We start from the raw sequence: 1,078 nt of genomic DNA, 5'->3' as shown, positions 1-1,078 counted from the left end.
GTGAGACGGACAAACAGTTGCAGTCGTCGACGATCAACTTCGACGTGTCGCTGCACGAGATGCTGCCGGCGCTGCTGTGCGGCGGTCAGATCGAGATGCGCGGGCCGCAGCTCTGGGATCTGGCGACCACCAGCCGCCACCTGGCCGAAGAAGGGGTGACGTTCTCGCGCATACCGACGGCGTACTGGCAGCAGTGGCTGCGTGAGCCGCCGCCGGCGCAGAGCCTGCGCGCGCTGCGGCAGATCACGGTGGGCGGCGAAGGATTGCCGGGCGACGCGTTGCGTCAGTGGCGCGCGGGTCCGCTGGGCCATATCCGCCTGGACAACCTGTACGGGCCGACGGAAACCACGGTGGCGTGCATGTACCGCGAGACGCAGCCGGAGGACGTCGATCAGGCCATTGTTTCGATCGGGGTGCCGTACGGATCGCGCACGGTCTACGTGCTGGACGAAGCGGCCAACGAGGCGCCGGTGGGCGGGCTTGGCGAGTTGTGCATCGGCGGTGAGACGCTGGCGCGCGGTTATCTGAACCGGGCGGCGCAGACGGCGGAGAAGTTCATTCCGGACCCGTACCGGGAGGACGGCGCGCGTCTGTATCGCACGGGCGACCTGTGCCGGCGCCGTGAAGACGGCACGATCGACTTCCTGGGGCGGCTGGACCAGCAGGTGAAGCTGCGGGGCTTCCGCATCGAACTGGGGGAGATCGAGGCGGTGCTGCGCCAGGTGGAAGGGGTGCGCGAAGCGGTGGTGGAGCTCAAAGGCGAGGGCGAGGGGCGGCGTCTGGTGGGCTATGTGTCGGGTGCGCCGGGCGTGACGCTGGAGGCGGGTGTGCTGCGCGGTGCACTGGAAGCGCGGCTGCCGGGCTACATGGTGCCGGGAGCGTTCGTGATGCTGGGGCGTCTGCCGGTGATGCAGAACGGCAAGGTGGACCGTCGCGCGCTGCCGGAGCCGGAGGCGCAGGAGGGGCTCGGGTGCGTTGCGCCGCGCACGCCGCTGGAGGCCACGCTGCTCACGATCTGGCAGGGCGTGCTGGGCCGTGACGATATCGGTGTGACCGACAACTTCTTTGAAGTCGGTGG

At 69.2% G+C, this 1,078-nt stretch carries 1 protein-coding gene; it reads left to right on the top strand.

Annotated features, from left to right (window positions below; translation table 11 throughout):
- Positions 1-17: 17 nt before the first annotated feature.
- The coding region (locus PQR67_RS38165) for an AMP-binding protein (RefSeq protein ID WP_408467948.1) at positions 18-1,078 on the top strand (1,061 nt) is incomplete at its 3' end.

The organism is Paraburkholderia fungorum (assembly GCF_046026025.1).
Classification (GTDB): Bacteria; Pseudomonadota; Gammaproteobacteria; order Burkholderiales; family Burkholderiaceae; genus Paraburkholderia; species Paraburkholderia fungorum_E.
The sequence above is the reverse complement of the archived record's forward strand: the minus strand, read 5'-3'. Positions and strand labels throughout refer to the sequence as shown.